This window comes from Mesorhizobium sp. AR07, assembly GCF_024746815.1.
Classification (GTDB): Bacteria; Pseudomonadota; Alphaproteobacteria; order Rhizobiales; family Rhizobiaceae; genus Mesorhizobium.
On record NZ_CP080527.1, the window covers coordinates 60,427 to 86,590 of the forward strand.

The 26,164-nt window shown below is 58.6% G+C and carries 32 protein-coding genes and 3 pseudogenes; 13 read left to right on the forward strand and 22 right to left on the reverse strand.

The features are described from left to right. Positions 1–2: 2 nt before the first annotated feature. Genes BPNPMPFG_RS34715 through BPNPMPFG_RS34725 form a run of 3 tightly spaced genes read right to left on the reverse strand, consistent with a single transcriptional unit; the run spans position 3 to position 1,495 of the window. A complete protein-coding gene (locus BPNPMPFG_RS34715) occupies positions 3–311 on the reverse strand; it encodes a VirB3 family type IV secretion system protein (RefSeq protein ID WP_258598037.1) in 309 nt (102 codons plus the stop codon). Between the two features lie 5 nt (positions 312–316). After that, complete coding sequence (locus BPNPMPFG_RS34720) at positions 317–625, reverse strand: TrbC/VirB2 family type IV secretion system protein (protein ID WP_023819752.1); 309 nt, start codon at positions 623–625, stop codon at positions 317–319. Between the two features lie 12 nt (positions 626–637). After that, the gene (locus tag BPNPMPFG_RS34725) at positions 638–1,495 is read right to left on the reverse strand and encodes a lytic transglycosylase domain-containing protein (RefSeq protein WP_258598040.1); all 858 of its coding nucleotides are present in this window, start codon (positions 1,493–1,495) and stop codon (positions 638–640) included. A gap of 89 nt (positions 1,496–1,584) precedes the next feature. Between BPNPMPFG_RS34725 and BPNPMPFG_RS34730 the strand changes: the two genes are divergently transcribed. Continuing rightward, a complete protein-coding gene (locus BPNPMPFG_RS34730; RefSeq protein WP_258598042.1) occupies positions 1,585–2,124 on the forward strand; it encodes a hypothetical protein in 540 nt (179 codons plus the stop codon). Then, on the forward strand, positions 2,124–2,723 hold the full coding sequence (locus tag BPNPMPFG_RS34735; protein ID WP_258598043.1) for a thermonuclease family protein: 600 nt from the start codon (positions 2,124–2,126) through the stop codon (positions 2,721–2,723). The genes BPNPMPFG_RS34730 and BPNPMPFG_RS34735 overlap by 1 nt, the downstream gene beginning before the upstream one ends. On the opposite strand, the gene BPNPMPFG_RS34740 is transcribed toward BPNPMPFG_RS34735, so the two are convergent. The 5 genes and pseudogenes from BPNPMPFG_RS34740 to BPNPMPFG_RS34760 all read right to left on the reverse strand — a co-directional run bounded on the left by BPNPMPFG_RS34740 (position 2,680) and on the right by BPNPMPFG_RS34760 (position 5,231). Then, entirely contained in the window at positions 2,680–2,964 is a 285-nt protein-coding gene (locus BPNPMPFG_RS34740; RefSeq protein WP_156394383.1) for a hypothetical protein, read from the reverse strand. The genes BPNPMPFG_RS34735 and BPNPMPFG_RS34740 overlap by 44 nt on opposite strands. 148 nt (positions 2,965–3,112) lie before the next feature. Beyond that, positions 3,113–3,970 (reverse strand): DUF1173 family protein, encoded by an 858-nt coding sequence (locus BPNPMPFG_RS34745; RefSeq protein WP_258598045.1) that lies wholly within the window; start codon positions 3,968–3,970, stop codon positions 3,113–3,115. Beyond that, positions 3,967–4,338 (reverse strand): DUF1173 family protein, encoded by a 372-nt coding sequence (locus BPNPMPFG_RS34750; RefSeq protein ID WP_258598047.1) that lies wholly within the window; start codon positions 4,336–4,338, stop codon positions 3,967–3,969. Before BPNPMPFG_RS34750 ends, BPNPMPFG_RS34745 begins: the two co-directional genes overlap by 4 nt. 238 nt (positions 4,339–4,576) lie before the next feature. Next, a pseudogene (locus BPNPMPFG_RS34755) lies at positions 4,577–4,738 on the reverse strand (thiamine phosphate synthase); the annotation flags it as partial. Positions 4,739–4,856: 118 nt separating this feature from the next. Further along, a complete protein-coding gene (locus BPNPMPFG_RS34760) occupies positions 4,857–5,231 on the reverse strand; it encodes a hypothetical protein (RefSeq protein WP_258598049.1) in 375 nt (124 codons plus the stop codon). Positions 5,232–5,927: 696 nt separating this feature from the next. Here BPNPMPFG_RS34760 and BPNPMPFG_RS34765 point away from each other — a divergent pair. After that, a complete protein-coding gene (locus BPNPMPFG_RS34765; protein WP_258598050.1) occupies positions 5,928–6,380 on the forward strand; it encodes a helix-turn-helix domain-containing protein in 453 nt (150 codons plus the stop codon). A 146-nt stretch (positions 6,381–6,526) separates the two neighbouring features. Next, on the forward strand, positions 6,527–6,859 hold the full coding sequence (locus BPNPMPFG_RS34770) for a hypothetical protein (RefSeq protein ID WP_258598051.1): 333 nt from the start codon (positions 6,527–6,529) through the stop codon (positions 6,857–6,859). A gap of 42 nt (positions 6,860–6,901) precedes the next feature. On the opposite strand, the gene BPNPMPFG_RS34775 is transcribed toward BPNPMPFG_RS34770, so the two are convergent. The 3 genes from BPNPMPFG_RS34775 to BPNPMPFG_RS34785 all read right to left on the reverse strand — a co-directional run bounded on the left by BPNPMPFG_RS34775 (position 6,902) and on the right by BPNPMPFG_RS34785 (position 8,964). Next, entirely contained in the window at positions 6,902–7,612 is a 711-nt protein-coding gene (locus BPNPMPFG_RS34775; RefSeq protein ID WP_258598052.1) for a hypothetical protein, read from the reverse strand. 11 nt (positions 7,613–7,623) lie between these two features. Continuing rightward, positions 7,624–8,310 carry a hypothetical protein gene (locus BPNPMPFG_RS34780; protein ID WP_258598053.1) on the reverse strand — a complete coding sequence of 229 codons (687 nt, stop codon included), beginning with the start codon at positions 8,308–8,310 and terminating at the stop codon, positions 7,624–7,626. A gap of 63 nt (positions 8,311–8,373) precedes the next feature. Beyond that, positions 8,374–8,964: a hypothetical protein gene (locus BPNPMPFG_RS34785; protein WP_258598054.1), complete on the reverse strand. Its 591-nt coding sequence runs from the start codon at positions 8,962–8,964 to the stop codon at positions 8,374–8,376. A gap of 67 nt (positions 8,965–9,031) precedes the next feature. On the opposite strand from BPNPMPFG_RS34785, the gene BPNPMPFG_RS34790 reads away from it, so the two are divergent. Together BPNPMPFG_RS34790 and BPNPMPFG_RS34795 are read left to right on the forward strand one after the other, a co-directional pair. Next, positions 9,032–10,102 (forward strand): acyltransferase family protein, encoded by a 1,071-nt coding sequence (locus BPNPMPFG_RS34790; RefSeq protein ID WP_258598056.1) that lies wholly within the window; start codon positions 9,032–9,034, stop codon positions 10,100–10,102. Beyond that, positions 10,099–10,374 (forward strand): hypothetical protein, encoded by a 276-nt coding sequence (locus tag BPNPMPFG_RS34795; RefSeq protein WP_258598058.1) that lies wholly within the window; start codon positions 10,099–10,101, stop codon positions 10,372–10,374. The genes BPNPMPFG_RS34790 and BPNPMPFG_RS34795 overlap by 4 nt, the downstream gene beginning before the upstream one ends. A gap of 231 nt (positions 10,375–10,605) precedes the next feature. On the opposite strand, the gene BPNPMPFG_RS34800 is transcribed toward BPNPMPFG_RS34795, so the two are convergent. The 6 genes from BPNPMPFG_RS34800 to BPNPMPFG_RS34825 form a co-directional block, all read right to left on the reverse strand. Continuing rightward, positions 10,606–11,262: a hypothetical protein gene (locus BPNPMPFG_RS34800; RefSeq protein WP_258598059.1), complete on the reverse strand. Its 657-nt coding sequence runs from the start codon at positions 11,260–11,262 to the stop codon at positions 10,606–10,608. Beyond that, on the reverse strand, positions 11,229–11,711 hold the full coding sequence (locus BPNPMPFG_RS34805; protein WP_258598061.1) for a thermonuclease family protein: 483 nt from the start codon (positions 11,709–11,711) through the stop codon (positions 11,229–11,231). The genes BPNPMPFG_RS34800 and BPNPMPFG_RS34805 overlap by 34 nt, the downstream gene beginning before the upstream one ends. 101 nt (positions 11,712–11,812) lie before the next feature. Next, positions 11,813–12,148 (reverse strand): single-stranded DNA-binding protein, encoded by a 336-nt coding sequence (locus BPNPMPFG_RS34810; protein WP_258598062.1) that lies wholly within the window; start codon positions 12,146–12,148, stop codon positions 11,813–11,815. Positions 12,149–12,217: 69 nt separating this feature from the next. Next, positions 12,218–12,562 (reverse strand): hypothetical protein, encoded by a 345-nt coding sequence (locus BPNPMPFG_RS34815; protein ID WP_258598064.1) that lies wholly within the window; start codon positions 12,560–12,562, stop codon positions 12,218–12,220. A gap of 88 nt (positions 12,563–12,650) precedes the next feature. Then, positions 12,651–12,824 (reverse strand): hypothetical protein, encoded by a 174-nt coding sequence (locus BPNPMPFG_RS34820; RefSeq protein ID WP_258598065.1) that lies wholly within the window; start codon positions 12,822–12,824, stop codon positions 12,651–12,653. 192 nt (positions 12,825–13,016) lie between these two features. After that, the gene (locus BPNPMPFG_RS34825) at positions 13,017–13,331 is read right to left on the reverse strand and encodes a hypothetical protein (protein ID WP_258598066.1); all 315 of its coding nucleotides are present in this window, start codon (positions 13,329–13,331) and stop codon (positions 13,017–13,019) included. 195 nt (positions 13,332–13,526) lie between these two features. Between BPNPMPFG_RS34825 and BPNPMPFG_RS34830 the strand changes: the two genes are divergently transcribed. Continuing rightward, complete coding sequence (locus BPNPMPFG_RS34830) at positions 13,527–14,264, forward strand: helix-turn-helix transcriptional regulator (RefSeq protein WP_258598068.1); 738 nt, start codon at positions 13,527–13,529, stop codon at positions 14,262–14,264. Positions 14,265–15,399: 1,135 nt separating this feature from the next. On the opposite strand, the gene BPNPMPFG_RS34835 is transcribed toward BPNPMPFG_RS34830, so the two are convergent. The 5 genes and pseudogenes from BPNPMPFG_RS34835 to BPNPMPFG_RS34850 form a co-directional block, all read right to left on the reverse strand. Beyond that, positions 15,400–16,119 carry an IS5 family transposase gene (locus BPNPMPFG_RS34835; protein ID WP_258598069.1) on the reverse strand — a complete coding sequence of 240 codons (720 nt, stop codon included), beginning with the start codon at positions 16,117–16,119 and terminating at the stop codon, positions 15,400–15,402. Continuing rightward, on the reverse strand, positions 16,043–16,339 hold the full coding sequence (locus BPNPMPFG_RS34840) for a transposase (protein WP_258598070.1): 297 nt from the start codon (positions 16,337–16,339) through the stop codon (positions 16,043–16,045). The genes BPNPMPFG_RS34835 and BPNPMPFG_RS34840 overlap by 77 nt, the downstream gene beginning before the upstream one ends. Before the next feature lie 111 nt (positions 16,340–16,450). Next, positions 16,451–17,095, reverse strand: a complete 645-nt coding sequence (locus BPNPMPFG_RS34845) for a hypothetical protein (RefSeq protein WP_258598072.1) — start codon at positions 17,093–17,095, stop codon at positions 16,451–16,453. A gap of 410 nt (positions 17,096–17,505) precedes the next feature. Further along, positions 17,506–17,739 (reverse strand): annotated as a pseudogene (locus tag BPNPMPFG_RS43640) (Y4oE-related protein); the annotation flags it as partial. An 89-nt stretch (positions 17,740–17,828) separates the two neighbouring features. Continuing rightward, positions 17,829–18,245 (reverse strand): Ros/MucR family transcriptional regulator, encoded by a 417-nt coding sequence (locus BPNPMPFG_RS34850; protein ID WP_319946027.1) that lies wholly within the window; start codon positions 18,243–18,245, stop codon positions 17,829–17,831. Positions 18,246–18,925: 680 nt separating this feature from the next. On the opposite strand from BPNPMPFG_RS34850, the gene BPNPMPFG_RS34855 reads away from it, so the two are divergent. From BPNPMPFG_RS34855 to BPNPMPFG_RS34880, 6 genes and pseudogenes are all read left to right on the forward strand, one after another. Further along, the gene (locus BPNPMPFG_RS34855) at positions 18,926–19,279 is read left to right on the forward strand and encodes a hypothetical protein (protein ID WP_258598076.1); all 354 of its coding nucleotides are present in this window, start codon (positions 18,926–18,928) and stop codon (positions 19,277–19,279) included. Between the two features lie 228 nt (positions 19,280–19,507). Continuing rightward, the gene (locus tag BPNPMPFG_RS34860; protein WP_258598078.1) at positions 19,508–19,753 is read left to right on the forward strand and encodes a hypothetical protein; all 246 of its coding nucleotides are present in this window, start codon (positions 19,508–19,510) and stop codon (positions 19,751–19,753) included. 521 nt (positions 19,754–20,274) lie between these two features. Beyond that, complete coding sequence (locus tag BPNPMPFG_RS34865; protein WP_258598079.1) at positions 20,275–21,603, forward strand: trypsin-like serine protease; 1,329 nt, start codon at positions 20,275–20,277, stop codon at positions 21,601–21,603. Further along, on the forward strand, positions 21,600–22,457 hold the full coding sequence (locus tag BPNPMPFG_RS34870) for a lysozyme family protein (protein ID WP_258598080.1): 858 nt from the start codon (positions 21,600–21,602) through the stop codon (positions 22,455–22,457). Before BPNPMPFG_RS34865 ends, BPNPMPFG_RS34870 begins: the two co-directional genes overlap by 4 nt. 243 nt (positions 22,458–22,700) lie before the next feature. Next, a complete protein-coding gene (locus tag BPNPMPFG_RS34875; protein WP_258598081.1) occupies positions 22,701–24,125 on the forward strand; it encodes an ISNCY family transposase in 1,425 nt (474 codons plus the stop codon). A gap of 357 nt (positions 24,126–24,482) precedes the next feature. Next, positions 24,483–25,893, forward strand: a pseudogene (locus tag BPNPMPFG_RS34880) (ISNCY family transposase). Positions 25,894–26,164 lie beyond the last annotated feature (271 nt).

Sequence of the window (26,164 nt, forward strand, 5' to 3'; positions counted from 1 at the left end):
GGTCACACCCGATAACTGCGCGCACCCCAGAAGCTGGCGCTTCGGGGCGGCGTCTTTCGTGAACGAATGAACATGATCTCGATGAACATGGGATCGCGCATGATCGCGATCCTGGCGACCGCATAGAGCGGCACGCAGATAGAGAGCATGACCAGATTATGGGTTGCAAGGAACACGACAGCGGTCAGCACGCCGATGAACCCCGCGAGCTCGTAGGGGATACCGAGCACCGTCGGCGCTCGGGTCAAGCCCTTGACCAGCGGAGTGATCAACAATTTGGGCTCGCCAGGATCGAGCCGGCCGTCTGCCATGCCGATCACCTTCCGACCGCGGATTGAAAGAATTCGACGATCTGGGCCGAGCCGAAGACCAGCACGATACCCAGGACCCAGCTTCCGGCCACAAACCATGACAGGCGTGCCGCCCAGGCCATGAAGCCCATGAAAATGCAGAACAGAACCGCCAAAGCCGTCGCGATCGGCCCGGTCAGGGTCTGCACCAACGTCTGCAGCGTGCTTTGCACCGGCTGGAGATTTCCGCCCCCAGCCATCGCCTGCGTTGCCAAGAGCATGAGCGGCATCGCCACACCAGTGCTGCGTGCAGCAAACATCTTCCACAAGGTCATCAAAGCTTCTCCTCAGTCAAAGTTTTGCACCATCCCGCCTTGCCAGACCGGCGCCGTCGCTTCGCGAGACGTCATTGTGCTGCCATTGCGGGAGTTGGTGCGGGATGTCGGATCATTTCGTTGATCCGCTGCGCCGGCCGCAGCCGGTTGAACGCCGGCCAGGTCAAGGCTCACCACCCCGGTGGGCATCACTGCCTCAGACCCGACCGATGGCCATTGGTAGAAATCGTTGATGACGTTGGCGACGTAGCCAACCGTCTCGGGGTAGGGCGGCACGCCCTTATATTTGAGAACCGCGATCTCGCCGGCATTGTAGGCGGCGAGCATGTATATCGGGTTCGGAAATTTGCGATGCAGATCTCGCAGAAAGCCGATCCCGCCTTTCACATTATCCGCAGGATCGCAGATATTGACACCGTAGCTTACCGCCGTGGACGGCAGAAGCTGCATCAGGCCATAGGCCCCTTTGGGCGATAGCGCGCCGGAATTGAAGCGGCTTTCGGCCCGGGCAACCGCGAGGACGAGGGGCGGGGCAAAGCCTTGCTGGCGCGCGACCGCTTCGACGATCCGCTGTCCTTCGTCCTTCGACAGGGCAGCGACGCCGGGGCATGGGTTGTCAGCCAAGGTCGATGTCACCGTAGCGGCCGCGCGGTCAGCACCTCCCGCCGCAGCGATCCGCTGCACGTCCTGGCTTTCAACCTGGTAGGCCGGCATCACCCGGCCATTCACGTCGACGGCAGCATTAACGCTGCGCGTGGCAGGTGCCGTAACTCGGTCCTGGAATTTCTGCGAAGCTTCCTGTGCAGACGCCGCTTGGCACGTCGCCAGGATCGCACCCGCTGCAAGTACCGTTCTGCGGGATCGAATCATTAAAATAATCCTGCGCCGTTGCCGATTCGGGAATGCTGAATTAATACAATGAATCGATGAACTGCAATCGAGAAAATGAGGCAGACACAATGAAAATGAGCAAGGTTCTTCCCGTTGTGGCGTTTTTGCCGACCTTGGCGGCTCTGTCCCCGGCGCCGGCCCATGCTGATGATTTTGGCTGCAAGGTCTTGCTGTGCATCCTCAACCCGCAGGGTTGGGCGAGCGTCGGGGAATGTGTGCCTCCGGTCGAGCGCGCTTTCCGTATGGTCGCGCATGGGGAGCCCTGGCCCCAGTGCCCCGAGGCCGGCAGTTCCGGTCGCATCGGATATGAGAAATTCAAACCCTGCCCAGACGGCACGATCGCCCTCTCGCCCGAGACGGAATCGAGCGGGAGCGACAACAGCTCTCGCTCACAAACTGTCTACAAGCCCGACAATAACGGCGCTTTCTGTGCTGCGCGGAATGCAACGAATGCCTCTTGGGACACGAACCCGAGAGGTTCGGGTTACGGTGCGCGTCCAACATCGGCCGTGACGCGGCGCGAGCAGAGGACGGAGCCAAACTATCTCGATCTCACAACGACCGACGGCAAGCAACGGTTCTGGTTCAATCTGAGCAGGTATCAATAATGAAACCTGGCTTCGCCGCCGCCGGAATTCTCGCGGCCGTCCTCGCCAGTGTTCCGGCACTGGCCGAGGACAAATCCAATCCCTGGTTTCCGATCCCCGCCACGGCATCGTTCAGCACCGGCGACACCTGGACCTATGCCGGCGAGACCCACCGTCTCTACGGCGTTCAAGCCTGCCTGCGACGCACATATTTCACAAATGGCGCAGGGGGGCATGTCGATTGCGGGGAGGCAAGCCTTGCAATGCTCGTCTCTCTCATCCGGGATCTCAAACCTCAATGCTACACGGCCGCTTGGCAGGCCGCGACCAAAACGCGCTTCGTGGTTTGCGTCGCGCAGCCTACTTCAGGATCCGCGGCCGGTTCTCGCATCGATCTCGGCACGGCGCTGATCTCGACCGGCTGGGCGTTCGCGGCCGTCACTCCGAACGGCGCTCCGGTCCATGCTCCCTATATCGTCGCGCAGGAGGTCGCTAAAAAGCAGCACCTTGGCCTGTGGCAGTTTGCCGACGTGCCCGATCCGAATGCCATCATCCTCCGCGATATCCGAAACGCATCTAACCAGGCTGGTCAGTCTTCGAATCCGCCTGCAAATCGATAACCGGTCCCCGGCGCGTTGGATCATACTGTACATTCTGCTGAGGCCATCGCCGGACCACGAACGCGACGGCAAGCGCAATCGCCGAAATCAATCCGAGAACAATAGCCGCGATCAGCCCCGGCTCTCGCCAAAACGATAGACTGTCCCACTGGTTCAAAAGCCGGGCGCCGGACAGCACCAAAATGAGGACTGTTGCGATGACAATGCCCGTTCCCGGATCCATGTCGAATTTCTTCAGCATCGCTTTCTCCTTTTCGCACCCCCTGGTCACGGCCCCGATCAACGGTCGCTTTTAGCGTAAACACCGGCGCCAGGCGCAAGCCCCTAGGCTCAGCCTGCCCTCTGGGTGCGCCAGCCGTCGCCCGCGCTTCGGCTTTTCAGTTGTTCGGTCAATATTCCAAAGCCTGCCTGCCGGGCGGAGCCGAAAGCCGCTGCTGTTTGCCCGGTAGCGCCGGTCTGGGGCCGCTTGCGTCCCAGCGCCAGGTCTCGAGCTCGCAGCTTGAAATCAGATGGTCGAATTCCGCCCGTACCGCCTCCTTGGCATCGTGCGGTACGACAAAAAGCGCGGTTCCCTGTTGGTCAACGTCGGTCAGAAGACCGAACGCCATCGGCACCGCTGGCAGCACGTTGTAGCGCAACGTTTTCACAAACCGCCGATGCTCCCCGGTCAGGACCTCGATCAATTCCTTTTCGTCGTTGTGCTGAAACGGAATCCAATTTTCCGTCACGTTCATAAAGCCGATTTCGTCGATCGACAGAATGCCGGACGGCATCTGCATGACCGTTGCGATGGTGATCAGGTGCGAATTTTCGTGCAGTCGCCACAGGTCGAATTCCGCTGCAAAGCGCTTCGGCACTGCCTTGAACATTTTCTCATCCAGGAAGAGCGGTGCGTCGGGCATATGTTTGATCGACAGCTTGCCACCAAACCGGGCGGGATCCAGCGATTTCACAATTCCGATCACGATCTTCTTGTGCTTCGCCTTAGCTGCCGCCGCGAAAGCCCGCTCCCGGTCCGCAGCCAGGCGATCCTTGTGTTCAGGCGAGTACATTGCCGGCATAAACAGCAGCTCGCGCAACTGGAACTTCTGGCTCGACTTTGCATCGGCCGCGCCCCAAAGAAATTTCCGGACCAACCCCCAATTTCTTTTTCCCGCAAAGCCGGGCGCCATTAATGTCAGTTCCGCCTCTTCCCAGAGATAGTCAAGCAAGCCTCGCAGCGTGAGCTTCTTCGGATCGGCTTTCACGGTGTGGTGCGAGTCCTCTCGCCGGATGACCCCTGCCGCGCCTTGCCTTGTGTCAGTGCAAAGGCCAGCTTCAGCCGCGCGGCCTCCGATGCAGGATCCTCAATGATCGCTTGACCCAGGACCTCCGCCTTTCCCGACAGGGCAAGGGGCAGTTCATAGCGATCACAGTCTACCGCATGGTCCTTGCCGGTGTTCGGCATGCGCTTGACGATCAATTCCTCGCCGACAGCGGCAATGTACATCGGCACTCCGGGATGGCGACACAAACACAAGACACGGGCCTGCTTGTCCCGCGCCTGACGCAAGAGCGTCTGAATTTCCGGATGCTGTGGGCCAACCGTGCGACCCAGAATAGCAAAGTCACTCATAAGGATGCCATCCGACTTTAGATCGTGTGCCCTATGATTAAATCATTGAACCGATATCTCATTCAACCCATTGGGCATCAACGATGCTTCCCATGGATTGACGTGGTTAAGCCTGGGTCGTCGCCGCGTCAGAGGGGTCGTCCATTCCACCGCCATCGCTTTCCCTTCGAACAAAGCGACGCTCATGGACTACGCGGGCCTAACAACCTGTATTCGACCCAGAGAAATTATCGGTCTCCCTCAACCCGTCGGCCCGTATCGCCAACAGGTTGACGGTCTGCAAATCCTCTTGGCCAAGATGCACGAAGTAGCGGCCTTCCTCGATTGCCAGGCGCCAGTGGTCGTTGACGATGAGCTGGCAGTGGTACTCGGCGCACGAAGCCTTTTGGAACTCGGGACGTCGCCTTGCGCAAAGGCGTCTAATCATTTGCGTTACCGTATCAGGCAGATCGCAGACCTGATGAAACAGGCGGACGGTCTGTGTGCGTGATTGAGCGGTTGCTGGCGTGTTGGGACTGTTAGAGTTTGAAGCGGCCAAGGCGCCGATCGTTGAGGCGGTATTGCCAGATGAGGTTCGGATCCTTGGGGTTGACGCCGGATGTCGACCATGCGGACCGCTCGAACTTTCCAGCGTCATGCAAAGGAGGATCGTCATCACAGCGCGACGGCTGTAACGACGAGCGAAGACGATAACGTCCGAGTTTGCGCGTCAGAAACGCGATGACACAGACGGCGGCGAGGGACAGGATCAAGAAAGCAGTGGAAAAGATGAGCATGCGAAGGCCGGCTTCCTGATCGGGCAGAGCGAAGAAAGCGAGCACGCCGCCAGCGAAAATTGCGAACGCGAACCTCATGAACATGAGAGAGAGAGCCCCTATTTCGATGTTGATCATTATAATACCACAGATCGATCGTCATTATAATGATCAATGGAGATAGGATGGCCCCTCATGGATCAAGCGTTTTTCGACGGCGGGCGGCATGGTGCCGCTTTTGGCGGCACCGGCTTCAGACTGCGGCGTATTACCCGGCGCCTTTTCCAGCTCGAACAGGCATAGAGATTGGATCCTCGCCGACTCCGCGGGGCCAAGCCTTGCGGTCCGTTTTGAGCGTAATCGGCAGTAAGAATCGTGAACTGCGCAGCCGCCTAATATGGTTACATAGCCGGGAAATCATCCGCGCTCTTGAAACAGCGGCGTCGAGGTTTCGCTTCTGGTCGATCTGAACCAGGTCATTCGAGATGGTATGGGGCAACAATTGCAGGGCCTGCCCGCCGCAGGGGCAGAGATCAGGGTTGTCCCTCCGGATTAGGTGTTGCACGACAAATTCATAAGTCGGATGACTAGGCCATCCAAACTGGATCATTTAATTATTCATTTTCAACAGGGCATGCAGATCGAAATGCTATCGTGCTCTGGAATGATTTGCGACGGCCAAAAAGGCTATACGCCTCACTTTGAGGGAAGTATGGGGAGGATGCCGCGACACTTTAATGGGGCAATGAGTCATCGTTTCGGCTAACAACCTGAGCACTAGACATTTTACAAAAAATGGCCGTCATATTCCGACAGATAAGCAGGAGTGCAACCGTGCCGATATTTAAAAACAAGACAGAAGACAGCGATGGTTGGCTTTCGATCCTGCTCGCGCTGCGACTTCGCCAAATCGAGAACGAGTACCCGGACTATGCGAGTTTTGCCGACGCTACGGGGCTATCGCGCGGCACGCTCTACCAGTTGCGGACGGGGAAGGGGAACCCGACATTCGTCACCCTGGAGCGGCTGGCACGGCACCTGAAGGTTCCGGTGTGGACGCTCATTGGTCGGACTGGTGACGACGACAGCGTGAAGCGGGACATCGAGACGTTCGGCTTCAACTTCAACGAGATTGCGCGGCATATTGAGGCCACGCGTGCTGTGAAGCGCTCGATGACGGAGTTCAGTGGTGTACCTTCTTTGAAAGAGGCAGCCAGCCCCGCTGGGGCAACCTCCGAGAAGAAGCGGCTGCCTCCGGCCAAAAAGGGACGCAGGACGAGCCAGTAGCATACAAGAAAAGTAGAAACTACTAAACTACCAGCGTAGATTCATTTGCTACGATAGGCCGAAAAATATATTTTATATTTCTTTGACTCGCGTCATAAAATCCGCCAGCGTCGATGCAACGGCATCATTTTGCTGGAGGGGTCACCATGCAAGCGAATATCTGGCAAGTCGCAGGAGACAATGCGCTCTATAAGGAAACGGCGGCGTTTGTCGATTGCCAGCCGAAACCATGGGTGGAAGAGGTTTCGGAATTTTTGCGGAAGAAAGGCAAGCCCGAGGCGATCACGTTGGTGATCGGACAGTTCATCGTGGCGGCTCTATTCGAAGGACGATACGCGGATCTGCTGTACTGGTCGCTGGTTGCGGCCGAAGTGAACTGCGTTGTGATGGAGCAATGGCCTGATGATGTGCGCCAGGAGCTGGCAAGCCATCTGAAACGGGGATTTGTAAAGCTCTGGTCGCGCAATCTCTCCCATTGAAGGCGGCGGGCCGACGGCATGGCCCTCAATGGGGAGACGGCGTCACACCTGACCAGGGGCAACGTTGATGTCGCTGCCGGCGGGACCGGGAGCGGATGAAGCGAGTTTTGTGTCACCTGCTGTATTGAAATCCCCTGGCCCCAGGCACGCGGCGGTGTCACCTTCTTGGCAGCTGGCGTCGGCCATAGAGCGTGCGTTCTTCGCCATATCGCAGATCGTTGTCCCGTTGATATCGGAGAATCCGCTACAGCGGCCTGAGCGAACCATCTGCTGGCAATTGCCAGTCCCCAATTGAATACAGGCCGCAATAAATGAGGCATCGACCTTCTGACCGTCGAAGGTCCCCATCTGGATGAGCTGCTTGACGGGCGCGGAGTTATAGCCGTCGTTTGTAAGCTTGGCCCAGGTGTCGACCTGAAACTGGAGGGATTGGCAGCCAAACTCGGAACGCGACATGCCTGCGTAGTTTTTGATGTTGGTGTTGTTCAGCTGGAAAATGCCGGTGCAGCAAGAGCCATTGTAGACGCCTTTGTTGCCGCCGGATTCGAAGCGACCGAGGCCGCCAAGGCTGCACGATGTGGTTTTCAGCTCGTCGTGCAGGGACGAATTCTTCACGGCATCGGTGATGTCCTGTGCGGAGTAGTCGGTGCGCTCGCAATATTGTGCGCCGGCTGCATACACTGCCGCCACCGAATTGCAGACTAGAAGGCCGGCGGCAAGGACGCGGCTGAGTTTGGAATAGAGACGATGCATAGGATCGTGCCTCACGGAAGCTTGACGCTGGTTGTGCATCGAGACCAATTCGTGCCGCCGACGAAGGAACGAAAACGGATCTCTTTGGCGTTTGCTTTGACGTCAATTTCGGTTCGATCGTCACGATTGGCCTGGGGTCGATCGTCATCGGACAGGTCGACGTAGCAGGCTTCCGCGCGTGCAACGACTTTGCCGCTGTCTGGATCGATGATGCGCGCCTCGCATAGGTCAGGCTCGATGGAAGAGCCGACGTTGTTTGCGCCGGTCTCGCATTTGCGGGTCGAGGCGATTGAGACGATGAAGGTATGCGATCCGACTTTGATGGGCTTCGACAGGATATCGAGTGGCGGTATCTGCCCGGCCGGAATGGTTCTGTGCAACTCGTCACGCCAATAGGCGGTATTCGAGGCGATGATATCGGACCAAGCGGTCTGCATGGCCGGCTGCGCGTCTGCGGTCCTAAGCGACTGGTAGCCAAGAGGCTCCCATGCGTGTGCGGAGATGGCAGACATGGGGATAATCGCGAGGGCGGCAAGCGTGGACATGGTAAACCTCCTGAGCTTCACACCGCCGTGGCCGCCGCCAGGAGCCGCGGTCAAGACCGCGCATCGCGCGCCGTCAGGGAAGCCTTGATCCGCTGGCGATGGCCGGTGGCAGGCTGGTGTCCTGAACAAGGTCAGGTTTTCCATGTCGATCATGGTTGCGCTCCTTCGGGATATCGAGGTTGGTTGCCGAAAACACAACGGCATGGGCTGCTTCCTCTAGGGTTGCGGGACAGGGACCCGGAATTGGCATTCCTGGGCGATTTCACCTTGGAATACGATGCCGGAGCGAATGGTTTTGGCCTGAACATCATATGCACCCATCGCACCATTCCGAGCGAGGTCGGGGCGGACGTTGTTCGGTTGCGCGCCATATTCGATGAAACAGCCGGAGCCGGCGTCAGCGACCGTGGATCGGCCATTCTGATAGATCGCCAAGCGCATGGGGCATCGTTTCAGTGTGGCATTGCCGACAGGATCGGTGCGGATCGGCGAGCAGCCGGTGAGCGTGTGCAGGACCGAGAGGACGACGGTTTTGGTCGGGCTGCGAACGACGATGTGACTCTCGGAAGCCGGCGCGTTGGCGACCGCAAAGCGCGCATCGCCCTTGGCCACGTAGGCGTCGTTGTTCTTCTTCAGTCGGTCGGCCCATAGGGAGGCGTAGGGCACAGCTTCCGAGTTCGGGAGCTCGAGATCGGCATAGGCGACGGCCCGCCAGGCGTTCGGATCATGCGTGAGCGACTGAGCCGAAGCGTGAGGCGACAATGTAAGGGCAGCCGCGACTGCGACAAATGTCAGGCGTTCGTGCATTTCTTGCCTCGCTGTTATGCCCTATGATTAAATCAATGTCTTAGTGATTGTCGAGCGTGATATTTGAATGGAACAAGAAGCTCGCTTATCGGGGCTGGATGAATTGCGAGGCCTGGCGATCGGGCTGGTGGTGCTGTCGCATGTCGGGCCGGTCTTCGGAGAAGGCGGGACGGCCGCCGCTCTGCTGTTTGCGCCGGCGTGGAGCGTGGGGGTTGACCTGTTCTTTGTGATTTCCGGCCTGGTGGTGGAACGCTCATTGCGAAGCCTGCGCCTCGAGCGCGGTGCGCTCGAGGCGGCCTCCGCCTTCTATGTCAGGCGTGCCATGCGGATCGTGCCGCTGGCCTGGTGCGTCGGCGCCATCCTCTCGATCGGGTTGATCATCCCGGGAAGCGGCGTTGAGCCTGCAGACGCGAAGGCGGCATTCGCCTTCATCTCGAATGCGCATTGGGCGCCCTGTTTCGGGGGCGCCGCAGGATGCGGGAACGCCTTTGCGTTCGCGCCATTCTGGTCGGTCGCCGCCGAGGTGCAATTCTATCTGCTGGCTCCGCTCCTGGTGTTCCTGCCACCCCGGCGTGCGCTTGTGGCGCTGGCCGGGCTCGTCCTCGTGGTCGGGGTGTTCACGCTGCGGCCATGGGGCGGGACGCTTTGGACGTTTCGTATCGATGCAGTCGCGGTCGGGCTGGCGATCGGAGCAATCATGGGGACAAGTGCATGGCCGCGTCTGGCGAAACACCTGCGGGTGATCGGCAACATGGAAGCGGCGTTCTGGATGTCGGTCGCGGCCTTCCTGTTGGCGATCTTGCCGCCGGCGACGCATGGCGTGGCGACTGCCTTGCTGGCGTTGATGTGCGGATGGATCGTGGCAAGGGCGACCCTGCGGGGCGGTTCCGTTACTTGGCCTGGGCGGATGCTGCGCCGACTAGGAGGCATCTCCTATGCCCTCTACCTGATCCACCTGCCGGTGCTGGCGCTGTGCAACTGGTCGCTTGGCCATTTCCTGGGTACCCCGGCGACCGTAACGCTCTCGATCGCGACGGCGATCGGGATGTCTCATGTGCTAACGGCGGTCATGGGAGCTCCGCTCCACCAGCTCGGTCGCCAATGGTCAAATCGAACAGTACGGGAGGTGTCGCCGTGACGGAAGAAAATCGTCAATGGTCGCTTGGTGGTGTAGATGTGGATCAGATTCCGCGAGGGGTGAGAGCGCTGGCGGAGCAACTATTGACGGAGAACGACGGCGATGCCGTGGCAGCGCTCGTCGGGGCATGCTGCGTCATTGGAGCCATGCGCCCGGCGATATCGAGGGGGATGGTACGCGATGCATCCTCGTCAGGGGTCGATATAGCGCAAGTGCTGGATGTGTTCGTCCGAAGCGAGCACCAGCCAGAAGAGCAGGACCGGAAATTGTGAATTGCGTGTAGCTGCTTGAATTTGTCCGCGATCGCCTGGGAAAAAATAGGCTCGGCGAGAGCATTGCCGAGCGGTCATCGGTCGACAGCGAGGGAGACGTGGTAGTAAATCGGCAAGCTGCGTGACGACACATCCGTAGCGTCGCAGAAGCCAGTCGCGAAAGCTTTGGTTTTGCGACAGGGATCGTTCCGCCGTATGTTCGTCTCGACCATTGGAGTGTGACGGCGCCGCTTAATAGCGGTCGCCGAACAAACCCTTGCTCTTTGGGGGCGAAGGTTCCTGATACGTCCACGGCACGGACTTGTAGGACGGTCTTGGGTCTTGGACGTGCCAAGCCTTCCGCCAGTAGTAGAAATTGAGGGGTACTCGGGCCAGCACGCGGCCATCGTCCGACAGGAGGTCGCAAGCGCAGGCGACGACGGGGCCGTTGTAATATTGCACGCGGCCGGAATAGCCGTTGAGCGCTCCTGGCCGGCAGGCAAAGACGCGGACGCCTGCAGCAATCATGTCCGGGGCTTCTGCAGGGACGGAGACCGTCTTTATACCTTCCTTCGTGAGCGAGCGCACAGGCACGGTGCTCCAACGCGAGCGGCGCAAAGCGTTGTTCGCCTGGGCTTCTGTTGGGTAGCCGGTGCGCCGGGTCACGATCGGCGGGAAGCGGCCCCAGTCGGGGGCATATTCCTGCCGGCTGCGGCTGACCCAACCCGGCTTCCAATAGGGGTCTGTGACCGCAACGGGGCTGGCCAAGGCAGAATGTGAAGCATCCAGCGAACGCCCGGCGCAGCCGGCGAGCAACGCCGCGGATGCGACGACGGGAAGGATATGGCGAAAGGGACGCATGTCGTGCTCCGGGGTCATGGATTTGGCGAGGATTTCCGGTACAGCCAAGGCATCTGGAATGCACTGGCCCAATTACCGCGATAGGATTTGCGAGCCTCACGCTGGAGCTGGGCGTAGATGGGGATGCGACGATCGGGATCGTCGGGGAGGGTGATGGCTATACCGGCTTTCAGCATTTCGCCTGCGACGTCGGCCATTTCGCCGGTTGCGCAACGCGCGACGATGACAGCCTCGTCTTTCCGGACCGGCAAGCAGGCAACCCATTTAACCAAGGTGGCCTTCTCGAGCCATGCCACGGCGACAACGCCACATGGCCATGTCTGCTTTCCAAGCCTCGCGGTCTGGCCCAGATCGCAGGCGTCAACGCCGTAGAGCCGGTACTTTTGTTTGGTTTCGACATCCTGGAACGTCGTGGGCGAGAGGACCACGACGCGCATCGGATTGCTCGCTGCGTGGTCGCCCGGGGTATAGACGTCGGGCGCCGTGGCGGTATCCAACGTGGGGACCTGCGCTGGGGCGACTGGCGGCATTGTCAGGGCGAGGCCGCAAGATGTCGCGGCGATCGCAAGAGCAGCGCCAATGGTTTTACGCGCCGGCTTCACTGATCGGGTCTCGGGCTGGCGTGAGCGCACAGATCGATGCCTTCGGCGATCACCTCCGTGGTGGAGTGGATGACGCCGTCCTTCTGATGCATGCTTTCCGACACGCGCGCCTGGACGAGCCCCTTGTCGCCTTTGTGAATCTGGCGCGGCACGAAATCCGCCATCTTTCCCTCGAAGAAGGTGACCGTCATCCAATCGCTGACTGATTTTCTTTGGCCCTCGTCGTCGAGCCATGACCGGTGGGTGGCGACACTGAGCTTGACTGTCTTGCCGACCTGGCGCGGTTCCCGACCGACCTTTCCAGGAAGCAAAAGTTGGCCGCTGGTTCCCATGACTAACTTCTCTCAAGATTCATTGGATCAGTAAACTATCTCACAAATCGCTGTGCAAGTGTCTCGGGCTCAAAATCCGGACGGTGGGGGGGGGGCGCTCGTGCCCTGGTCCGGCGCCGGATGCGCCGGGGTCGGTTCCACGGTGTCGAGCTGGGCGCGGGCGGTCTGATTTTTATGATTTCGGCCAGGGCTGAGGCCACGACCGCATGCTGCGCTGCCCTGCTCGGCAGGGCGCAGCCCCGTCGTCAGTTGGGCGACAAGCGGATTGATATAGCTGGCAATGTTGCGGCCGGTACGCTGGAAAAGGCGACGAGCGTTTTCATAGGTGAATGGGCAATCGCGGAGCTCGAGCACGGCTGGAACTGCCACGCGCGGCGTGCCGTATTTGCGCAGCATCAGGATTGCGAACGCCACTTTCGATTGCCGAAAACGTTCGAACCCTTGTCGCCTCACTCGGCTTGTCGCCTCCGGCCACTAGGTCGGTCCCGATCGCCGTCCGGCTTCAGCGGTCCAGGAGGACCTGAGCGAAAGAGCTGCAAATGCGTGTGTTGTTGAGGGCGGCGCATTCGGTTTTCGCATACGCGCAGACGATCGCCGGGTAACTCGACCACGATCGACCTACCGCCAAGGTTGACGGATTGTCGAACACTTCGACGCTGCGGAGCTGAATTTTCATGGCGCAACCTCACACGCGGAAATGAGCGACAAGCGCCTGGTTGGCGCGATCCGACACCACGGCGCAGGCGCAAAGCTTGAACGGTCCTGTCGCGATCCGTGATCGCCGGCACTGGGAAATGCCTGTCAGGCAATCGATACGCTGAATTCGCGCCATGCCGCAGCTGTTGCAGCGGCATCCGACTGGACGAATTCAGCGGCTTCGTGGGCGGCCTTGCCTGATGTCGCTGCGAGCCTTCTGAATCTGCTGTTCGAGCGCGAAATAGCGAGCCGTAATCGAGTTCAGCTTTGTGAAAAACTGCCTGCTCTGCGCAGGGTTGCCCGGCGCAGGCGGAGGAAAGAAAGCAAAAAGAGCGTCCCGATCCGCGTCTAATTGTTCCAGCTCCGAGCAGAGGCGGCAAATCTCGTGGTCATCCGTCGCGGAACGCTGATTTGATGCACGGCGGTTGGCACGTGTGGAGTTAGTCTGCCGAGCCACATCGTTTGACGAAAGTACAATCGTATCCAAGGCGCTTCCTCCACGCCGGGTTGTGGTCATCCAATCTAGAATAATGCGGGTTGCAGTCTATGTATACTGGCGGTTTCGCCTGTCACTTTTGACACCTCGTGAGGCGCTGGAATTTCGCGTGGAGCAACCTTAATTAGATGACCGCCGGAATGGCTTGGATAGCTGCACGTCGATGACAAGGAGGTATGGCTGGACATGGCGCAATCTGTGACTGATTTTCATGGCATAACTGAGCGAATTAGGGCAGTTGCCTCTCCTACGGACGCAACGGAGCTTTTGAACACAATTGTCAAAGCCTACGGCCTAGAGACGGCCGCCTTCCTTACCGTCAGGCCGGTTTACGAGGAGCCGAGTCAGCCATTCTATGTGACCACATATTCGCCTGACTGGGTGAAACGCTACATCGACAAGAGGTTTTTCGACATCGATCCTGTGCTTCTCCATGGGCTGCGTGCTGTGACATTGGTCGATTGGAAGGAGATCGACCTATCAGACAAGTCCGTACGCACGTTCTTCGGTGAAGCGAGGGAACACGGGGTCGGAAAGCATGGCGTCACGATCCCGGTTAGGGGTGCTGACGGCGAACGCGGCATTCTGAGCGTAACGAGCAACGAGGACGCAGCAGGGTGGCAGGCGTTTCTCAAATCCCAGGTTCGTGACTTCCAGCCTCTCGCAGGCGAATTTCACAATGCTATCAGCCGAATCCAAGGAACGCCCCTCCATCAGACGGCCTGCTCTGATAGAGAGATCGAATGTCTGAGGTGGTACGCGAGGGGAGAGAAGGTCAAGAGGACCGGGGAGATATTGTCTCTGTCCCCTCGCACAGTTCGATTTCATCTTGATCTGGCACGGGCCAAGCTGGGCGCCAAAAGCTTGACGCATGCAGTTGCGATCGCGACAGAGCGCGGGCTCTTCTTCCAAAAACTGTTTTGATCGGTAGCCAAGCGTTTCGCGAGAAGGGCTCGCCGGCAATAAGCTCCGGAAAGGCGACGCGACGCTCCGAGGGTAGAACGGTGGTCAACCAAATGGCTATTCGCAAACCATACGGTACCGCTTGCCGGACGCGCTGACGCTCTTGCAGACAAGCGGCTTGTGCGGCCCGGAAGAGGAGAGCGGAGGACTAGCGACCCGCGGCATGCGTCTCCTTGATGTCCTGTGAGTTGCCGTACGGCGCGGTTCGAACCTTTCCGGCTCCTGTGGCGCTACCGGAAACACGCTGGCTTCGATTTGTGGCTGTTGCAGGCGAGGCGGCTCTTTGTCAAAGAATCGCCTAGCATCCAGCGGTCTTGGAATAATCACCGTACCATCATCGCTGCGTGCGCAGCCGCTGCCCAACAGCAAAGCCAGCCCGAGGAAAAAAGGCAGTATCCGTTCAAACATAAGTACACCCCTGCCGGGCATATACCCCGGCTTGCGGGTCGCCGACAACCGGCGGAATGGCGCAGGCACGTTGAGGCAAGAACCGTGGCCACAATGAACCCTAGGCGGACCGGCCGCTTGCACCAGTGGCGGGCAGTGATGCCGAATGTTTCGGAAGGCGTCACCTTGGCCGAAAGGCTCAGCCGACTTGTGTGATGGTAATCGTCGCAGGCAAGGTGGTCGCACACGGCCTCTGCTTTTTCCCATCACCAGCAAGGCTCCGCGACCTGACCGTCGTTGCGTCGAGATCCCGGAGACCGAGGCGAAGGGCGAAGCTCTATACGCCGGCCTGGATCACCGTGGGTGGACGAATTCAATGGGGCAGCAGTGGCGGGAACAGATGTCACAATCGACGCCTATTGGCTAAATGTCTCGGTCGGGTTGCCACGCGCAATTTGAAGGTAGTTAGGCTGAGCGGCCCGGCGACGCGTAAAGCTGGTGATCCTGGGTCTCCATCTTTACCCAAAAAATAGGTGAAACAGTTTCTTTCAGTATGGCTGATTTATGAGACCTGTGCGCGGGAAGCATTTAGCATTGATTTTGTTTGATCTTTTCCGCTTCCGGGGTAAAGGGTGCAAAGTATCAGCGCTGACGTCGTCGGCTGTATCTTCTGACGCTCTCGTGTGAGCGTCAGTGGTGTTTTTGCCCGCTATCCAGCCATACCGAGGACCTTCAAACTGCGTTTCATATTGTAGGCGATGGCAGTGAGGCGAATTTGAACGCCTGCCTTTGCAAGCCCTCGCCATCGCATCCGGCGAAGGCCGTAGCTTCGTTTCCACGTGCCAAAGATCTTCTCGATCCGGCCACGAATGCGATGGATCGGTTGGTTCCAGGCCTCAAGGCGTGCCAGTGTTTCGGCTTCGTCCCGTCCCCACATGCCGGTGGCGACGATGTGTGGCGTTCCACCCTTGGCACGCACCGCGTCGCCGAAATGATTGCCGCGATAGGCGCTATCGGCAAACACCTGGCCGGGATTGTCAGGCAGAGCATCGGGACCGGCCTTGCCGTCGTTGATGTTGGCGGGTGTGACGGCGATCTCCTCGACCAGAGCTGTATCGGCGTCGGCACCGACATGGGCCTTGAAGCCATGAACCGCTGGTCGACCCTTATGCTTGACCCAATGGCCCTCTTCGTCATCCTCACTGGCCGAGGCGATGATCGTCGCATCGACAAGCGTACCGGTCTTCACCTGAATAGCTTTGGCCTTGAGCTGGCCGGTGATCTCGTCGAACAGCGTCTTGTCCAGACCATGGGCCACAAGGGCCTTTCGAAAACGCACGAAAGCCGTTCGCTCAGGTGTCGGCTCTTGAGCCGAAAACCCGCAGAACCGTCGGAACGAACGATCCTCTGTCGTCCAACGCCTCGGCAAGCTTGACGTCGGACAAGTCGTACCAGATCGACAGCAGCATCGCCTTGAACAAGGCCTCTGGCGGCCAGGCAGGCTCGCCCTTCGAAGAGCAGGAAATCCCACAAAGGGCCTGATCGATCGGCACCCAGTCAATCAGTCTGGCAAGCGCATCCAAAGACGAATGCTGGCCGCGATCAACGGCAAAACCAAACTTTTCCTGACCAATGCGCCGACGTGTCATCGCATCCCTCAATCCATTGTACTGATTGAGAGAATCACAGATCAACACGCCAGTCCAGACACCCGCGCACAGGTCTCATTACCTGTTCTAGGAAGGACCATCCCGATCAAATCACGCCCCGCTCGGGAGTCTCTCCTTGACGCGCGTGCCGGCGAGCTCAAAGAGCGCGCAGGCTATCTCGTCCTCGGTCCAGCCGGATTCCGCAGCGCGCTGAACCAATTGATCGAGGGCCGGTTCCAAGGCGAGTTGGCACTGAAGGGCGCGGACCGGATGGTCTACCCAGCTTGGGTGCGCGATCGCAATGCTTGATCGCTTCGTTGCAGGCCATGGGCTCTCGCCCCTCTCCTTTTGCCAAACGAGGCGCACCAGCTCACGTGTTGTTCGTGCGCGGCTCGGCAACCGCTTCATCTTCTCAACTAGCCGCTCCAGCGATCCCTCGCGTTCCAACTCCCTAAAGAAATGACGCGGCGTGGCGCTACTGAGCCCGTGCATCTGGGCCAGGTTCCACACATACGGATAGTCGACCATGAAATCGGTTCGAGGCGAGACCTTGGACGGTTGAGCCTCGGTCAGGATGCCGCCGCCCACGAGCCGATCGGCCCTCTCGATGATTTGGCGCACCCTCGGTGTCGACAAGTCATGTTCCTGCGCCAGGTCGGCGAAGCGCTTACCCTTCAGAAAGCCTTCGACCAAGGCGACGTTCCTATCGACGTTCGAGCTAAAACCCCAACAGGCCCGCAGTTTTTCCAGCATCATCCCGTTCGTTCATCCGGTTGTTCGCGCCCCTGCAAACCTAACCGGCCAAATCGGCGCTTGGAAGCCCTCAGGTTCACGTCATGGCTCCGGTGCTTACGTCGCCGCCAAAACGGCCAACTGACAGAACAATCAGCGAACTCTTGTTCTGGCCAATGCGGCCGACGGTGACCTTGTGAACACGAAAGATCCGGGCGATCACCATGATCGTTGTTGACCGCAGATCTGGCGAGTGTCGTCTTCAACAAGACACCCGGTAGCTCTCGGGAAATGTTGAACAATCCCGTCTGAAGATTGTTGACTTTCGTGTCCGAGGCTCGATCCATCAGGATCGATGTTGTAAGCCGCTGTCGACCTATGTCAGCGAGGCTCGCCGCCTCGGACGCCTCCGGGCGTGACCTCCGTCACGGTGCTCAACGCCATCCTTCGGGATGGCGTTGAGTGTCGAGGGCGGTAGCTGTTCCGTGGCTTCTTGATACCGCCAACGAACTTGCGAGCTGAGTGCCTGGATATTTATCGTCATTCCGCTTCCAGAAGACCGCAAACCAAAAGCAGAGGTCGTGCTCGCGATGGTCGAAGTGTGCCGTCAAGGCGCAGTGAGCTGCAGCGGTGGCCGCATTCGGCCCATACAGGTCGAGTGCGGCCTTGACCGCCTCTTCCGGCTAAGCCATCCAAATCCAAAAAGCGTAAAATCGCTGCGATGCTACAAGCTCCCTTTGGCCTAGACGGGCACAGCTCAGGCCTTCGCCTTGCGTTTCGCCGCAGGTTTCTTGACTGGAGTTGCCATCCTTCCCAAGCCCAGCGACTTTGCCAAAGCCGATCGGGTCGCCGAATAACTTGGCGCAACCATGGGATAGTCTTTCGGCAAACCCCATCTCGCCCGGTATTCATCAGGCGTCAGCCCATGACTGGTCGCAAGATGGCGCTTAAGCGACTTGTATTTCCTACCGTCCTCAAGGCTGATGATATAATCCGGAAACACTGACTTTTTAGGGTTGACTGCCGGCGTCGGGGCGGGTTCTGCGATGGGAGTTGACGCACCAATATTAGACAGTGCCGAATTCACGCTCGCAATCAAATCGGGCAATCCAGAGACTGGCACCGCGTTTTTCTGGACATAGGCGGCAACGATATCTGCAGTAAGTTCAATCATACTATTGCTTGGTTCCCCGGGCATCGACGTGCTCCTTCAATTATCACATCCTCATATCCGTCAAAGAGACGATATGCCACCAACCTATGCCACTCGCACTTTCCCCGATCAAGCCGGATATTTGGCATTTCTGTATGACGCAGGGTTACAACGAACTTTCGTTTGGTGACAAAGCGTATCCACGCCAAACCAGCCTCCCGATTGGTGCTGGGCCAAAGGATGTTGAAATGTCCTCAATTGAAGATGGTCTAGGGGGCGTCAAAATTCGGCTCGAGATTATGCGAAGCGGGATATCATGGAGTGTAGAACGCAAAATGCTAATAAAGCCGTCGCTGTTGCTACAGAAATCCCCTGGTCGGATCGCCTAGCTGACGCCGAAAAGCCCGGAGCGCAACACTCCGGCCTTTCTGTGGTTGTCCAAATGACATCGCGATGCCGGGCAGGGGCCTGGCATCGTCTTAGGAGAAAAGTTCAAGGCTCTTGAAACGCCCTGCGTCGGCGCAATGCCGCGCCTAGAAAAGAAGCATGGATTGCTTAGGCGAGGGTCCGAACGGGACCGGGGCAATCCTGGAGGAGCTTCGAAGCGTACCCTTTCCATCATGCTTACCGCTTATCAGACGGCTTTGGCTTCCTTCGCTCATGGGCAATGACGCCAACGCAGCAGAGAGAGGAGAATCGAAATGAATCGTCATCTTAAGAAGTACACCGCCGCTGGGATGTTCGTGCTGAGCATGACCAGCTTTCTGCCCGCTGCGCACGCGGCGGACTGGTGGAGCAGGAATGTCGCTCCCGTCGGCAGGGGGATCAACAAAACGTTCAACTCCATTGTGAAGAACCCGGGGGAGATTCTCCCCGTCTGCTGGGGCTCGCCGCAGAAGTGCCACAGCGAGAACATGCCTGGAGACGCTAAGACCTCGCCAGTTGCGGACTCGGACAGCGCGACCTCGATCTGCGTGCAGCCCGACGGGCAGGGCGGCGCAATTGCCTGGTTCTACCCCTTCCGGCCCGCGCAGTATCAGCAGAACGCACCGTAACGGTTACCAATCTACGGCAATGCGAAGAGCGCACGATCTCTGGTCCCGTCCTGCCTGATAACAAGCTCACCATTGCTCCGACGGGCTGGACGGAGACCGTTTTCGCCAACGGAACGAAATTCTGGATGATGCGCGGGCGCATCCTCTGACCAGCCATGGCGCCTGGCTCGCGCACATCGCGAGCCGGGCGAAGACTGTCCTTTCCCTCGAAACTATCAGGAGAACACAATGCGCTATTTCATTCTCACCGTCGGCTTCATCGTTGGGCTCCCCGTTATCTCGGCCGAGGCTCAGAACCACAGCGACAATCCCCTGGCTCATGGGCAGTACATTTCGCCCTGCCAGGATGGCAATAGCTGCAACACGATGAATGTTGGCTCGCTTGGCGGTAAGCCGGGGCCGAACCCGGTGCCGGGCGGCTACCCCGGCGTCCCGTCCACCGTTGCGCCACCCCCGCCTCCACCACAGAAGTAGGCGTCGGCCTCGTCGATGCCTGGGCGGAAATTGCCCCTCCAACGGCCTCATCTCCTCGATCATAAAAGGTGGTCGAGGAGACCAGTTTGAGGCAATGCTATCAATGGATGGCTCTGGGGCAATTTCCCGGCCATACCAAGCTTTGCGCTGCAATTTAACAAGAGCCGGAGTCGGTGCGCGGCCCTTTCGGGCTTGGCATCGAGCGCTACATCCACTGGACGGCTACCAAGAAGCTATCCGCTTAGGGCCGACGACGCCCGTAGGCTCGGCCGCATCAATGTGTAGCCGATGGCGCAGATCTGGGTTGCTAGGCATCGCCCTAGGAGCCGGCTGCTCTGCCATTGTGCCACAGCGCACCGTCCAGGACGGTGCGCTTTTCTTTTTCACGAGGTAGACGGTCGTGGCAGGCGTCGTCGAGACGAAGAGACCGGGCCCCGGTCAATTAAAATATTTTATCCATCCATACTTGTCGTTGTCTTTGAAATGCGATCTGATGATTGGGGTTGTTGGGATGGCTTCCAATGAAGCAACTATTGGCGGCTTTGGTGTTTTTCGTCGTGGCCGGACCAAGCTTTGCCGGAGACGTCGGAATTGACCGCCAGATAGAATTTGGGGCAGGCCTCAAAGGCGCCTTCGACGGTGGTGCACTTACAAAACTCAATGTCGCCCCACACTCAATTGCGACATGGTCTAATCCTTCATGGTCAGATGCTGTTCATAACCAACCGGGTGAGGGGCTCAGTTTCGGCTTCGACACGTTTGACCTTAAACCCAAAGTCACGAAATTCCACCTGGGTTTCGACACTCCAGATCATTGCCCAACGTGCATCATCTTCCCTCTCGATCCTCTTCCCAAAGACGCTCCGATCAAGCTTCCTCCCGACACACTTGCTCACCTTCAACCAGGTGTGAATGCACAGAGCGTCTTCCGCGAAGCCGCTGCGTGGGGCGGAGACGACAGCGAGGTGTTGGGGTGCAATATAGCCACCAGTTCGTTCCTGAAGACGCTCAGCCACAAGCGCCCGGAATTCTCCTGGCGCCAGTTCCCGGAAGTGGTGAAGCTTTCGATCACCCGGCCCGGGACTTTGGGCGTCGAGGGATGCACGGGGACAATCGTCGCCGCCAACTGGGTACTGACCGCTGCGCACTGCATCACGGGAAAAAGCTCGGCCGCGCTTGCCAACAACGACGCTAACCAACCGGAGGAGCAGGATTTTGTGTTCTCGCCACCGACGAACGATCAGGCGCTTCAGATCAACGCCATGAATTCAGCACTCGTAGATGTCGACAAGGTCCGATATGGCGATAAGGCCATCGTCAATAAACTTTATGATGCCGAACCCTCTTCAAATTCTCACGATGTAGCGCTGGTGCATGTCGCTCAGCCATTCAATCCCGGGGATTTTCCAGAGGCGTCCTTGGCCGACGCTTTCACCAGTTTAGCGACGCTCGCTGGTTATGGCGTATCGAACACTGCGGCGCCCCTGGGGGAGTTCTTTGTCACGTTTCCTCCTTCACTGGCAGAAGAGGGCGAACATTTCACGTTTGTGCCCGGAGAGAAAAAGGGAGCGTTCTGCCAAGGTGACTCGGGCGGTCCGGTCTTTGTTGGTCTGAACAGAGGCTGCAAGCCTGGAGATACTTTCGCGGAGAAGCGGCCCAGAGCGGTCCAGGGCGTCATTTCCTTCAACATCGAAGGCGTGGAGAAGTCCATGGCGGCGACCTGCATGGCAGCGAGCAAAATGGCAAGCCAGAGCGTCACGCTCACGGAAATCCACGACTGGATCTGCCGAACATCGAACAACGAGATTAACGGATGCGGCTCACAACCAACAGCGGGGAAAAGCAAATGAATAGGCGTGAAGTGCTCGTCGGTGGTGCGGTATCTGCTGCGTGGACAGTCATGGGTCTGCCCGCAATGGCGCTCGCCGACAATCTCAACTTCGATCAGACGCTGGCGGCTCTCCGGGACAGCGGCGTAACCTTGCTGGGTGCTGGAGGCAGTTTGGAGGCCAAGGACGCGTTGCACGCCGGCGTCGCGACTTCGGCCGGCGTGTCCAACGGCCCAATATCGAACACACCGATCGCGCCGGAAGCAATCGACCTAATTGTGTTCTGCGAGGTTACCAGCAAAAAAGCCTATACGAAGAAATACAAGGGGTTGATTTGGCCCGGTGGCAGGTCCGGTGTGACCTGTGGAATCGGTTACGATGTCGGATATGTGACTGAGGAACGGCTGCAGGCGGATTGGGCGGGGTACATTTCCGACCAGGACATAAAGAATATCGCAAAGGCCTGCGGCATCAAGGCCAAGGCGGCCAAAAGGCTGCTTCCGCGAATGGCTCACGAAAGTATCGAGTTCGACACCGCCTATCGTCAATTCATTGAGAAGGACGCACCGCGCTACACCGGTGAGGTAGAGAACGTCCTGTTCAACACGAAGCTGCTGAGCCCTAAGTCCTTAGGTGCTCTGGTGTCCTTGGACTACAATCGCGGCTCCAGCTTCAAGGCGAAGCCCGCTAAAGACAGGAAAATCGATCGCTACACCGAGATGCGCAACATCTATGCCCACATGAAGAGCAAAGAGTTCAATAAGATCCCGGACGAAATTCGCAATATGGTCCGCCTTTGGGAAAACGATCCCGAGGCGTCGGGTCTTGTTACGCGCCGCAATCTGGAGGCAAAGCTCTTCGAGGAGGGGCTGTAGCGGGTTTGCACATATTCGATTTAACATAAGATAGATTATGCGAATAAAATCAATTGGTTAGTCTAAGTTCCATAATTAAACTTATGCAACTTTTGCGTGTAGCAGCTATTTAGTAATGCGACAGTTGCCCCAGTTAGAGATGCGACACTTCCCGCTTCCGAGGCTGGTCAACATGAAGCTGGAAAGGAAGGCTGGCGACTTCACAGAGCCTGGCGTGAGACCGGGCTTGTTGCGGGAGCCGTCATGCCTTTGGTCACCTTGTCGCAAAAAGAGCTGCATCGTCTTGAAGCCATCCAGAAGATCCGTGACCGGCGGCTGAGCGTCGTCCAGGCGGCGGAGCTTCTTCATCTCAGCCGCAGTCAGGTTCACCGGCTGTTGCAGGCCTATGACCTGGACGGCGCCGGCGGGCTGGCGTCCAAGAAGCGCGGCCGGCCGAGCAATCGACGCCATGATGAGGACTTCCGCAACACCGCATTGGATCTGGTGCGCGATCGCTACCGGGACTTCGGCCCGACGCTTGCCCGCGAGAAGCTGCTTGAGTGGCACCAGATCGCCGTCAGCACCGAGACGCTACGCAAATGGATGACGGAAGCTGGCATTTGGACATCGCGCCGGGAGCGCAAGAAGCAGTTTCACCAGCCACGGGGTCGGCGCGACTGCCTCGGCGAGTTGGTTCAGATCGACGGCTCGCACCATTGGTGGTTCGAGAACCGCGGCCCTAAATGCGCCCTGCTCGTTTACATCGACGACGCGACGGGCAAGCTGCTGCATCTGCGCTTTGCTGGTTCGGAGAATACGTTCGACTATCTGATCGCCACGAAGGCGTATTTACAGGAATGGGGTAAGCCGATCTCCTTCTACAGCGACAAGCATGGCGTCTTCCGCACGACGCATGGTTCGGAGAAGGATCGGACGACCGGTTTGACCCAGTTCGGCCGAGCGCTTTACGAACTGAACATCGACATCATCTGCGCCAATACCCCTCAGGCTAAAGGCCGTGTCGAGCGGGCTAATCAGACGCTCCAGGACCGGCTTGTGAAGGAGCTGCGCCTGCGCGGCATCAGCACGATCGAGGCGGCCAATGCTTTTGCGTCGGAGTTCGCTGCCGACTTCAATGCCCGTTTTGGCAAGGAGCCACGCAATCCGAAGAACATGCACCGTCCTCTTGCCAAGCACGAGAACCTGGACGGCGCGATGTGCCGCAAAGAGTTCCGCACGCTGTCCCAGGCTTTGACACTGCGCTACGACAAGGTGCTGTTCATCCTCGATCCAAGCGCCTTCGCGAAGCGCCTGGCCGGCAAGAAGGTCGTCGTCTGCGACTATCCCGACGGCCGGCTCGAGATCATGGAGGGCACCACCCTCCTGCCCTACAGAACTTTCGACAAGCTGCGCTCGGTTCATAGATCGGAGATTGTCGAGAACAAACGCCTGGACGAAGCGCTTGCAATGGTGGCCGAGATGCAGGCTGGCCGCGAACTGACGCGAAGCCAGCATGGACCCCGCCGCACCGGCCAGACGGACCATATGTTCGGGATCCCTGATGGCAGCCAGAGCAACGGCTATGTGAAGCGTGGGCGCAAGCCTGGCCGAAGGACGGATTTCATGAACGATCCCGCCGTCATCGCACGGCGAGAACAGGCGCTAACGAGGCTGGAAGCTGCGGAATGAGATGTCGTGACCAGATCATCAGCGACATTGCGCCAATGTCGTAGGCTGGTCGGACGCTGCCCTTCGCATCCATGTCGTTGGCAGGCTCTCAAAGCTAAAGCCGAAGAAGCCACGATTGATCGCCCCCGATCGGGCTGCGCAACCCTGACCAGCTGACGCCCGATCGGGCGCTCCCTTCGGCGCCAAGAAGCGCGTCACTGTCGCATTTCTAACTTGCTGGCGGTGTCGCGTCTCTAAATCGCTTTGACATTGCGTGTACGAGCAAAGTTAAAATGTCCCACTTCTGCAAAGTAGGAATGTCGCTTCCCCTTTGCTGAATGCCATTCTCCCCGGCGCCGTTTGTGAGGGAGACAGCAAGTGGGATTGGTTTTGATGAGCGAACGCGAGCTTCAACGCATAGAGGTGCTGTCGAAAGTCACTGATCGGCGGATGACGACCATCGCTGCGGCACATGTGCTGGGTCTGACCAGGCGCCAAGTGCAGAGGCTTTTGAAGACGCTTCAGGTCGACGGCGCTGGCGGACTGCGCCACAAGGCGCGCGGCCGGCGTTCGAACCATCAGATTATAGACGGCATTCGGGATTTCACTCTATCGCTCGTCCGCGAACACTATCTGGACTTTGGGCCGACGCTTGCGGCTGAGAAGTTGGCCGAGGACCATGGCGTCACCATATCGCGTGAGACGCTTCGCAAATGGATGGCGGAGGCTGGGATTTGGCTGTCGCGGAAGCAGCGCCGGACATTCCATCAGCCGCGTCTGCGCCGGGAATCTTATGGCGAGCTGGTGCAGATCGACGGCAGTGATCACCGTTGGTTCGAGGAGCGCGGCGACCCATGCACCCTGCTCGTCTTCATCGATGACGCGACCGGCAAGCTCCAGCAGCTTCGCTTTGTGAAGTCGGAGAGCACGTTCAGTTACTTCGAGGCCCTGGAGCTTTATCTGAAGGCGCATGGTTGCCCGATAGCGTTCTATTCCGACAAGCACACGGTGTTTCGGGTGGCGAAGGCCGAGGCTCGTGCCGGCCGCGGCATGACCCAATTCGGCCGAGCCTTGTCCGAGCTCAACATCGAGATCCTGTGCGCCAATTCGAGCCAGGCCAAGGGCCGGGTCGAACGTGTCAATCGCACGCTGCAGGACCGGCTTGTGAAGGAACTGCGTCTTGCTGGCATCTCAGATATCGAAGAAGCCAACGCTTTTCTGCCGGCATTCACGACCAGCTTCAACGACAAGTTTGCGAAGATCCCTACCCGGTCGGACAATCTGCATCGTGCGATGGGGAGTATTGACCCGGTATCGACATCGTGTCTTGAACATGCCGGCCGATCGACTCCGCGACCTGCTCTGCAAACGCGAGCAGCGCTATGTCGGCCAGCAATTGTCTTTCTCCTACGAACGCAAGCAGATCATGCTGGAGAAGAACGATATCTCATGCGGCCTGGTCGGCAGATATGTCGATATTTACGAGTTCGCCGACGGTCGCCTGGATGTTCGGTGGAAGGCATGCTCCCTGCCCTACACTGTCTTCGACAAAGAGCAGCGCGTCACCCACGCCGCGGTCACCGAGAACAAGCGGCTTGGCGAGGTTCTGTCCTGGATCAAGAGCCAGCAAGATGAGGCGCGGCCCGCGCCGAAGATTAAGACGAACAGCGAACAGACTGGCTATCAGAAGCGCGACAGGAAGCCGGGGCGTAGGAAGGATTTCATGAATGATCCTGCTGTCATCGCGCGTCGACAACAAGCGCTGGCAAGGCTGGATGCTGCCGAGTGAAGTCAGCTCTCAAAGCTAAAGCCGGGAGCCTTCTGGATCGCACCCGATCGGGCTGCGCAATCCCGACCAGCTTACGCCCGATCAGGTGCTCACGTCGGCGCCAAGAAGCGGGTCACTGTCGCGTTTCTAAATTGCTGCGACCTGCCGTGCGAATTACCTCCTGGCGACATTTCTACTTTGCTGGCCGAGCGACATTCGAACTTGGTTGCAACATTGCGTGTGTAAAGTTACAATAGCACCTTATCCGCGATGTCTCAAGTTTGTCGTAGAA